The organism is Sphingomonas sp. (assembly GCF_051962185.1).
In the GTDB taxonomy this organism is placed as follows: Bacteria; Pseudomonadota; Alphaproteobacteria; order Sphingomonadales; family Sphingomonadaceae; genus Sphingomonas.
The window spans coordinates 1-8,466 of the sequence record NZ_JBQCCN010000193.1; the positions used below are offsets into that span (position 1 = coordinate 1).

Genomic DNA, 8,466 nt, shown 5'->3' on the forward strand with positions numbered 1-8,466 from the left:
CCCTGCGCCTCCGGGGGCCCGTCGAGCTATGGTCGGGTGGCGCATTTTGGGTTGGTTTGTCCGCCTGCTACCGCTGTACCCCAGCAAACCCGGGGGTGGGTGGGTGGGCCCCTTCTTGCCCTGGCGCGCAACTCGCTCGCCGTCCGCTACGCCCTCGCCGGCCTCAAATCCGTCGGGGAAGGCGCGATGGAACGCCTCGTCGAGGAACGCGACGCCAGCGGCCCGTTCGCCACGCTCGACGCCTTCGCGCATCGCGTCGACCCGCGGCTTCTCAACAAGCGCCAGCTCGAAACGCTCGCCGCGGCCGGCGCGTTCGACGCGATCGACCCCAACCGTGCCGGCATCTACGCCTGCGCCGAGACGATCCTGGCGACGGCAGCGCGTGTCCACGAACAGAAACATAGCGGGCCGGGTGGGCTGTTCGGCGAAAGCGAGGCGTCCGGCACGCATATCAAGCTGCCGCTTTCCGCGCGCTGGAGCCTGGCCGAGCGGATGGAGCAGGAGAAGGAAGCGTTCGGCTTCTATTTCTCGGCGCATCCCGTCGATCGCTTCGCCCAGCTGGCAAAGATGCACGGCGCGCGGCGTTATGCCGATCTCGGCGACCTGCAGATCCCCGAGGACGGTCGGGCCGGCGCGGTGATGGCGGCGATGGTCGAGGATACGCGCTGGCGGACCTCGGCCAAGGGCCGGCGTTACCTGATGGCGACGCTGTCGGATCCGTCCGGCCAGTTCATCGCGACCTGTTTCGACGATTCGGTCGCCGCCGAGCTCGAGGAAGCCGCGCGCGACGGCGGCTGCGGACTGATCACGGTCGAGCTCGACCGCCGCGCCGGCGAGGAACAACCGCGCGTCACGGTCAAGCGCATCCAGCCATTCGAGGAACTTGCGAGCTCGACGCGGATGAACCTCGACATCGCGATCGACGATGCTGCGGCGATCCCCGGGATAAGCGCGTTGCTCTCCGAAGCCCGTGGCGCGCGCGGTGAAGCGCGGCTGCTCGTGCCGTTGCCGGCCGGGGGCACCGCGACCGTCCTGCTCGGCCGCGATTTCCTGCTCGACCCGGAACTCGCCGACCGTATCGCCGCGCTTCCCGGCGTGCGCTCGGCCGAGGTGGCGATCGCGCCGCCGCAGCGACTAGCATTGGTTGGCTAGCCCTTATTTGTATTCGAGTGGGCGAGTTGGTCATAAATCCTCCCTCGTCAGGGGGAGGTGTCAGGCGAAGCCTGACGGAAGGGGGAGGAAGCACGACGGCTGATGTGTCGCCTTCCTCCCCCTCCGTCGCCTTCGGCGCGTTCGAGCGAGATTGCGTCCCCCGGACGCGATCTTGGCCTGCCGGGGGCAGACCAAAGCTCGAACGCTCCCCCTAGCGGGGGAGGATTATGAAAGCGGCCTAGACTTCGGCCGCGCCGGGCGGAATAACACTCTTCAAAGATAGAGTATGGAGGGTGGGATGCAGATGGGCGCGATGCAGGATTTCGAGCTGCGAGTGATGCGGCTGCTCGACCATGTCGCGCGCGAGCATCCGACGCGCGAGGTCGTGACGCGCTGGGCCGACGGACGAGAGACGCGCAACGACTGGGCCGGCATCCACCGCAACGCGCGCAAGCTCGCGCAGCGGCTCGAGAAATGGGGCATCAAGCCGGGCGATCGCGTCGCGACGCTGGCGATGAACCACGAGCATCATCTGACGTCTTGGTATGGCGCGATGGGAATGGGCGGGGTGATCCACACGATCAACCCGCGGCTGTTCGACGAGCAATTGATCTACATCGCCAATCACGCCGAAGATCGCGTGCTGTTCTACGACAAGCAATTCCAGCCACTGATCGACAGATTGAAGCCGCATTGGACCTCGATCGAGCGCTACGTCGTGTTCGACGATCTCGGCCCCGACGGTTTCCAGGCGCTGCTCGACGGCGAGGACGGCGATTATGCCTGGCACGAAGGCGCCGAGCGCGAGCCGTGCATGATCTGCTACACCAGCGGCACGACCGGCAATCCCAAGGGCGTGCTGTACGAGCATCGCTCGACCGTGCTCCACGCGATGCACGCCGCCGAGCCCTGGGTGATGGGGTTGTCGGCGTCCGACGTCATCTTCCCGATCGTCCCGATGTTTCATGCCGCCGCTTGGGGCCTGCCCTTTGCCGGCGCGCTGGCGGGGACCAAATTCGTCTTTTCGCAGACCAATGACGCCGCCGTTTTGTGCGAACTGATGAACAGCGAGAAGGTCACGATCGGCAGCGGCGTGCCGACGGTGTGGCTCGCGATGTTCCAGCATATCGATGCGACCGGCGACGCGCCGCGGCATCTGCGCCAGATCACCGTCGGCGGGTCAGCGGCACCGCGCGCGATGTTGGCCCGGTTCATGGACATGGGGATCAAGCCACTGCACCTCTGGGGCATGACGGAAACCTCGCCGGTGGCGACCGCGCTGGCGCCGGGCGCGAACTGGCATGACCTCAGCCGCGACGAACAGCTCGACATCGTCTGCAAACAGGGTTCGATCCCGTTCGGCGTCGAACTGCGCATCGTCGACGATGAGGACAACGAACTGCCGCGCGATGGCGAGACGTCGGGGCGCCTGCAGATCCGCGGGCCATGGGTGGTGAAACGCTATTTCAAGGCCGAGCAGGACGCGGCGAGCAGCGAGGGCTGGTTCGACACCGGCGATGTCGCCGTGCTCCACCCCAACGGCACGATGCAGATCACGGACCGGTCGAAGGACGTGATCAAGTCGGGCGGCGAGTGGATCAGCTCGGTCGACCTGGAGAACGCTGCGGTCGGCTGTCCCGGCGTGGGGGAGGCGGCGGCGATCGGCGTGCGCCACCCCAAATGGGACGAGCGTCCGTTGCTGCTCATCGTCCGCAAGCCGGGCAGCAACGTCACCCCGCAGGAAATCGTCGACCATCTGGCGAAGCACGTCGCCAAATGGTGGCTGCCCGACGAAATCCTGTTCGTCGAGAGCCTGCCGCACACCGCGACCGGCAAGCTGCTCAAGACCGCGCTGCGCGATCAGTACAAGGACTACAAGCTCGCCACCGCCGCCTGACTTGCGTTTCGCGGCGGGCGGCGGCAGGCTGCGCTGAATGGACATGGTGACGACCGGCTCCGCCGGTGAGAATGGCGTGACGCTGGCGGCGCGACCCGAGGCGCTCCGCCTCGCCCCGCACGAGACCGCGGTCGTCGTGATCGACATGCAGAATGCCTATGCCAGCGAGGGCGGCTATGTCGATCTCGCCGGCTTCGACATTTCGGGCGCGGCGGGAGTCATCGGCAAGATCGCGACCGTGCTCGACACCGCGCGCAAGGCCGGCGTCCAGGTGGTATTCCTGCAGAACGGCTGGGACGCGGAGTACCAGGAAGCGGGCGGGCCGGCCTCGCCCAATTGGCACAAGTCGAATGCGCTCAAGACGATGCGCGCGCGGCCGGAGCTGTCGGGGCAATTGCTCGCGCGCGGAGGCTGGGATTACGACCTGGTCGATGCGCTCAAGCCCCAGCCGGGCGACATCTCGCTGCACAAGACGCGGTATTCGGCGTTCTTCAATTCGCAGCTCGATTCGACACTGCGCGCCCGCGGTATCCGTAACATCGTGTTCGTCGGCATCGCCACCAACGTCTGCGTCGAGAGCACACTGCGCGACGGCTTCCACCTCGAATATTTCGGCGTGATGCTGGAGGACGCGACCCACCATCTCGGCCCGCCGATGATGCAGGAAGCGACCGTCTACAATGTCGAGAAATTCTTCGGCTGGGTGAGCACGGTCGTCGATTTCTGCGGCAGTTTCGGCCAGCTTCCCGAAGAACATAGCAAGGATTGACGTCATGGCGTTCGAGCCCATCAACCCGCCGCAATTCCCGACCCCGATCGCGCCTTATTCGGCCGGCGCCAAGGCGGGAAACACCGTTTACGTCTCGGGCGTGCTGGCGCTCGGCGAGGGCGGCGCCGTGCTTCATGTCGGCGATGCCGCGGCGCAGACGCGGCATGTGCTCGACGTGATCAAGGTGACGCTCGAAGCTGCCGGCGCGACCATGGCCGACGTCGCGATGAACCACATCTTTCTCAAGGATTTGGGCGATTATGCCGCCTTCAATCAGGTCTATGCCGAGTATTTCCCGGGCAACAAGCCGGCGCGCTATTGCATCAAGGCCGAATTGGTGAAGCCGGATTGCCTGGTCGAGATCGCCAGCGTGGCGCATATCGGCTGATGCAGAACCTGAAACCGTCATCCCAGCGAAAGCTGGGGTCTCGAGCAGTAGAGCGATCGCCTCGCCACAACGAGACCCCAGCTTCCGCTGGGGTGCCGGCTTCGGGCTGGGTGGCGGAGCGGTGCTCCGCTCAATTGGCAGGCGAGACCGATGCCTGAGGCCGCCGGACTTTACTATGAAGAACACGGCGCGTCGACCGCGCCGCCGGTGATCCTGTCCTCCGGCCTGGGCGGCTCGGCCGGTTACTGGGCACCCAATATCGCCGCGTTGGCCGAGCATTTCCGGGTCATCGCTTACGATCATCGCGGCACCGGGCGCAGCGACCGCGCATTGCCGCCGATCGTGTCCGTCGAGGATTTCGCCGACGACATCCTGGGCCTGATGGACGCGCTGGCGATCGATCGCACGCACCTGGTCGGCCATGCCGCGGGCGGAGTCGCCGGGCTGGCGCTGGCGCTCAAGGCACCAGAACGGCTCGACCGGCTGGTCGTGGTCAACGGCTGGGCCGGCCCCGATCCGCACTTCCTGCGCTGTTTCGAGGTGCGGTTGGCGTTGCTGCGTCTCGCCGGGCCGCAAGCCTATCTCCGCGCCCAGCCGATCTTCCTCTACCCACCCAATTGGGTGTCCGAGCATAGCGACGAACTGGACGCCGAACTGCCGCATCATCTCGAAAGCTTTCCGGGCGCCGATACGATGGAAAAGCGCATCAAGGCGCTCGCCGCGTTCGATGTCGCGGACCGCCTGGGCGAGATCGTCGCGCGGACGCTGGTCATCGCCAGCCAGGACGACATGCTGGTGCCGCCGCGCGCGGGCGAGAGGCTCGCTGCCGCCATCGCCAAATCGGGATTCGGCCGGCCGGCGTATGGCGGGCATGCGGTCAACGTGACCGATGCGGACAATTTCAACGGCTTCCTGGTCGATTGGATGACGGGCGTCATGCCTCAATAGGAGTGAATGCGATGCAGGTCGGCGTTTTCGTTCCCATCAACAACAACGGCTGGCTGATCAGTGAGAACGCGCCGCAATACATGCCGTCGTTCGACCTCAACAAGACGATCGCGCAATCGGCCGAGAAGCACGGGCTCGATTTCCTGTTGTCGATGATCAAGTTACGCGGGTTCGGCGGCAAGACCGAATTCTGGGAATATGGGCTGGAAAGCTTCACGCTGATGGCGGGGCTCGCCGCGGTTACCGAGAAGATCAAGATCTACGCGACCTGCCCGACCCTGGTCATCCCGCCCGCTTTCGCTGCACGGATGTGCAACACGATCGATTCGATCAGCCACGGGCGGTTCGGCCTCAACCTCATCACCGGCTGGCAGCGGCCCGAATACAGCCAGATGGGCTTGTGGCCGGGCGACGAGCATTTTCGTAATCGCTACAAGATGCTCGGCGAATATGCTCACATTCTGCGCGAGCTGTGGGAAACCGGCCGCAGCGACTTCAAGGGCGACTATTACCAAATGGACGATTGCCTCGTCCGGCCGACGCCCAAGGGCGACATGAAGATCATCTGCGCGGGCTCGTCGGACGACGGCCTGGCTTTCTCCGCACAATGGGCGGATTACGCCTTCTGCCTCGGCAAGGGCGTCAACACGCCGACCGCGTTCGCCTTCAACAACGACCGCCTCGCCGCCGCCACCGCCAAGACCGGGCGCGACGTGTCGGTGTTCGTGCTCGTCATGATCATCGCCGCCGATACCGACGAGGAAGCGATGGCCAAGTGGAAGAGCTATAACGACGGGCTCGATATCGACGCAGTGCGCTGGCTGATCGACCAGGGCGCGGCCGACAAGAACAACCCGACCACCAACGTCCGCCAGCTCGCGGCGCCCGAGGGCGCGGTCAACATCAACATGGGCACGTTGGTCGGCAGCCACGCCAGCATCGCGCGCATGCTCGACGAGATGGCGGAGGTGCCGAATACCGGCGGCGTGCTGCTGACCTTCGACGACTTCGTCCAGGGCGTCGAGGATTTCGGGACCAAAATCCAGCCACTGATGAAGAGTCGGCAGAAGTGATCGGTCCGCAGAGGGATGTGTGACGACCTAATCGGGGACCGTGACCGATGAACGATAAGGGGAGAAGAAGATGAGGCGCGCGATACTCGCAACGCTTGTTGTGTTTTTCTTCTTGTCGGGGGCGGTGCAGGCGTCCGCGCAGAAATTCGCCTTCCCCTCCGGCTTTCGGACGGAGGAGATCGTGACCAATGGTACCAAGCTGCATGTCCAGATCGGCGGTTCGGGACCGGCGGTCCTGCTGATCCACGGCTATGGCGATACCGGGGACATGTGGGCTCCGCTCGCCGCCAACCTGATGCGTGATCACATGGTGATCGTCCCCGACCTTCGCGGCATGGGTCTGTCGGCGGTTGCGACAGAGGGGTTCACCAAGAAAAACGAGGCGAAGGATCTTGCCGGCGTGCTTGATCGGCTCGACGTCGGGCGTGTCGATGTGGTCGGGCACGACATCGGCAACATGGTGGCCTTCGCTTTTGCAGAGGCCTATCCCGATCGTACGACGCGCCTGGTCATGATGGATGCGCCCGTTCCCGGCGTCGGCCCCTGGGACGAGATATTGAAGAGCCCCTTATTGTGGCACTTCCGCTTCGGCGGCCCCGACATGGAGCGTTTGGTGGCCGGCCGCGAGCGCATTTACCTGGATCGCTTTTGGAACGATTTCGCTGCCACGCGAACGGCTTTTCCGGAGGATGCGCGGGTTCATTATGCCAAACTCTATGCCGCGCCCGGGCGGATGCACGCCGGCTTCTTGCAATTCGCGGCATTCGATCAGGATGTGATCGATAATCGTGCTTTCGTGGGGGCGGCGCGGCTCAAGATGCCGGTGCTGGCGATTGGTGGCGACCGTTCGCTGGGCGCCACGATGGCGGTGATCATGCGCGCGGCCGCCGGCGACGTCACCGAATTGGTGGTTCCGAATGCCGGCCATTGGCTGATGGAAGAGCAACCCCGCATCACCATCGACGCCATCTCCTCTTTCCTGCGCGGCAAGCCCGTGAGCGGGGCTACCCGATAGCCCAAGCAGGGACGCGGCCAGAAGCTGGTCGAATGCCCTAGAACAATTCCCCCTGCGGCCCGCGCGGCGGGTGGAACAGATCGGTTCGGAGGCTGAGCCGCTCACGGTTCAGGCCATGTTTCTTCAGTGCGATCTGGAAGCGGGTGCGGATGAGATCGGCCCAGGGGCCGGAACCGCGCATCCGGGTGAAGAAATTGGGATCGTTGTCGCGGCCGTCGCGGATCGAGTTGATGATCGACATGACCTTGCCGGCGCGATCGGGGAAATGCGCGTCGAGCCAGGCGCGGAACAGCGGCGCCACCTCGAACGGCAGGCGCACCGGCAGGTAATTGATCGTCCGCGCTCCGCTCTCGGCTGCGCGCTCGACGATATGCTCGATCTCGTGATCGGTGATTGCCGGGATGACCGGTGCGATCGACACGATGGTCGGGATGCCGGCATCGGCCAGCCGCCGCACCGCGGTCAGCCGGCGTTCGGGATGCGGCGCGCGCGGCTCGACGGTGCGCGCGATCCTGCTGTCGAGCGAGGTCACCGACAGCGCGACCGCGGCCAGCCCCTTGGCCGCCATCGGCGCGAGCAGATCGATGTCGCGCACCACGCGGTCGGACTTGGTGGTGATGGTCAGCGGGTGATCGGTCTCCGCCAGCACTTCGATGCAACGGCGCGTGATCTTCCATTGCGCTTCGATCGGCTGATAGGGATCGGTATTGGTACCGAAGGCGATCGGCCGGCACGCATAGCCCGGTTTCATCAGCTCGGCGCGGAGCAACTCGGGTGCAGTAGGCTTGGCGAACAGCCTGGATTCGAAATCGAGCCCCGGCGACAAATCGTGATAGGCATGGGTCGGCCGGGCGAAGCAATAGATGCAGCCGTGCTCACAGCCGCGATAGGGGTTGATCGAGCGGTCGAAGCCGATGTCGGGCGACTGGTTGCGGGTGATGATCGTGCGCGGGCTTTCGACCGTGACGCTGGTCCGCAACGGGGGAGGGGCGCCATCCACATCCTCCAGCGCGTCGAGCCAGTCGCCATCGGCCAGCCGTTCGGGCAGGCTGAAGCGGGTGCTTTCGGCATTGAGGGTGGCCCCGCGGACCGGACGGGCTTTTGCCATTGCCCCAATCTACGCCGCGATGTAGAACATATCAAGAACAATGGAGGGATGAGATGGCCAAGCTCAATTATGTCGAATTGCCCGTCCAGGACGTGGCGAGCACCAAAGCGTTCTTC

8 protein-coding genes are annotated in these 8,466 nt (G+C 65.0%); 7 read left to right on the forward strand and 1 reads right to left on the reverse strand.

Translation table 11 applies throughout. The features are described 5' to 3' along the window. The first annotated feature begins 99 nt into the window (after window positions 1–99). The 7 genes from ACTHJR_RS12020 to ACTHJR_RS12050 all read left to right on the forward strand — a co-directional run bounded on the left by ACTHJR_RS12020 (window position 100) and on the right by ACTHJR_RS12050 (window position 7,242). Window positions 100–1,152 (forward strand): helix-hairpin-helix domain-containing protein, encoded by a 1,053-nt coding sequence (locus ACTHJR_RS12020; RefSeq protein WP_440523444.1) that lies wholly within the window; start codon window positions 100–102, stop codon window positions 1,150–1,152. A gap of 298 nt (window positions 1,153–1,450) precedes the next feature. Then, window positions 1,451–3,049, forward strand: a complete 1,599-nt coding sequence (locus ACTHJR_RS12025) for a long-chain fatty acid--CoA ligase (RefSeq protein ID WP_440523446.1) — start codon at window positions 1,451–1,453, stop codon at window positions 3,047–3,049. A gap of 37 nt (window positions 3,050–3,086) precedes the next feature. After that, the gene (gene rutB, locus ACTHJR_RS12030; protein WP_440523448.1) at window positions 3,087–3,818 is read left to right on the forward strand and encodes a pyrimidine utilization protein B; all 732 of its coding nucleotides are present in this window, start codon (window positions 3,087–3,089) and stop codon (window positions 3,816–3,818) included. Between the two features lie 4 nt (window positions 3,819–3,822). Then, window positions 3,823–4,206, forward strand: coding sequence for a pyrimidine utilization protein C (rutC, locus tag ACTHJR_RS12035; protein WP_440523449.1), 384 nt, complete (start codon window positions 3,823–3,825; stop codon window positions 4,204–4,206). 150 nt (window positions 4,207–4,356) lie between these two features. Then, window positions 4,357–5,154, forward strand: coding sequence for a pyrimidine utilization protein D (gene rutD / locus ACTHJR_RS12040; RefSeq protein ID WP_440523450.1), 798 nt, complete (start codon window positions 4,357–4,359; stop codon window positions 5,152–5,154). Between the two features lie 11 nt (window positions 5,155–5,165). Next, window positions 5,166–6,227, forward strand: coding sequence for a pyrimidine utilization protein A (gene rutA, locus ACTHJR_RS12045; RefSeq protein WP_440523451.1), 1,062 nt, complete (start codon window positions 5,166–5,168; stop codon window positions 6,225–6,227). A 70-nt stretch (window positions 6,228–6,297) separates the two neighbouring features. Next, window positions 6,298–7,242, forward strand: a complete 945-nt coding sequence (locus tag ACTHJR_RS12050) for an alpha/beta fold hydrolase (protein ID WP_440523452.1) — start codon at window positions 6,298–6,300, stop codon at window positions 7,240–7,242. Window positions 7,243–7,279: 37 nt separating this feature from the next. Here ACTHJR_RS12050 and ACTHJR_RS12055 read toward each other — a convergent pair whose 3' ends face one another. Beyond that, window positions 7,280–8,350, reverse strand: coding sequence for a PA0069 family radical SAM protein (locus ACTHJR_RS12055; protein ID WP_440523453.1), 1,071 nt, complete (start codon window positions 8,348–8,350; stop codon window positions 7,280–7,282). Window positions 8,351–8,466 lie beyond the last annotated feature (116 nt).